Source organism: Streptomyces sp. NPDC059567 (assembly GCF_042735655.1).
Taxonomy (GTDB): domain Bacteria; phylum Actinomycetota; class Actinomycetes; order Streptomycetales; family Streptomycetaceae; genus Streptomyces.
Genome location: NZ_JBHWBS010000061.1, coordinates 1 through 714, shown reverse-complemented (window position 1 = coordinate 714; position 714 = coordinate 1). Strand labels below are relative to the sequence as shown.

The 714-nt window shown below is 72.1% G+C and carries 1 protein-coding gene; it reads right to left on the bottom strand.

Going from position 1 to position 714, the window contains the following annotated elements:
• Positions 1–186: 186 nt before the first annotated feature.
• A partial coding sequence (locus ACFVZW_RS24275; protein ID WP_384524862.1) for an MMPL family transporter occupies positions 187–714 on the bottom strand: 528 nt, incomplete at its 5' end.

Here is a 714-nt window from a genome sequence, read left to right as displayed (position 1 = left end):
GTGTTATCCCGCGGGGGGGCGCCCCCGCCCGGGGCGCCCCCCCCCACACCCCCCGCCCCCGCCCGGGGGGGCCGACACCCACCCCGCCCCCCCCCCGGTGCCGCGTCGGCTCCCCGTCCCCACAGGTCCCGGCGCGATCCGGGGCGTACTCCTCCGCTCAAGGAGCCGCCCCGGGGTTCATGAGGCTCAGACCTTCACGAGCTCACGCTCGGGCTCCGTCGGCCCGGCGTCCTCGGTGACCAGGCCCTCGCCCTCCACGTCGACGTTCGGCAGCGCCTTGTCCAGCCACTTGGGCAGCCACCAGGCCTTGTGGCCGAGCAGGGCCAGCACCGCCGGGACGATCGCCATCCGGACCACGAAGGCGTCGAAGAGGACGGCGACGGCGAGACCGAAGCCGATCATCTTGATCATCTGGTCGGTCATGCCGATGAAGCCGGAGAAGACCGCGATCATGATCACCGCGGCGGCGGTGACCACCCGGGCGCTGTGCCGGAAGCCGGTCACGATCGCCTCGCCGGGGCGCTCCCCGTGGACGTACGCCTCGCGCATCCGAGTGACGAGGAAGACCTCGTAGTCCATCGCGAGACCGAAGACGACACCCACCATGAAGATCGGCATCATCGACATGATCGGGCCGGTCTGCTCGACCCCGAAGAGGGAGCCGAGCCAGCCCCACTGGAAGACCGCGACGACCGCGCCGAGGGCGGCGACCAC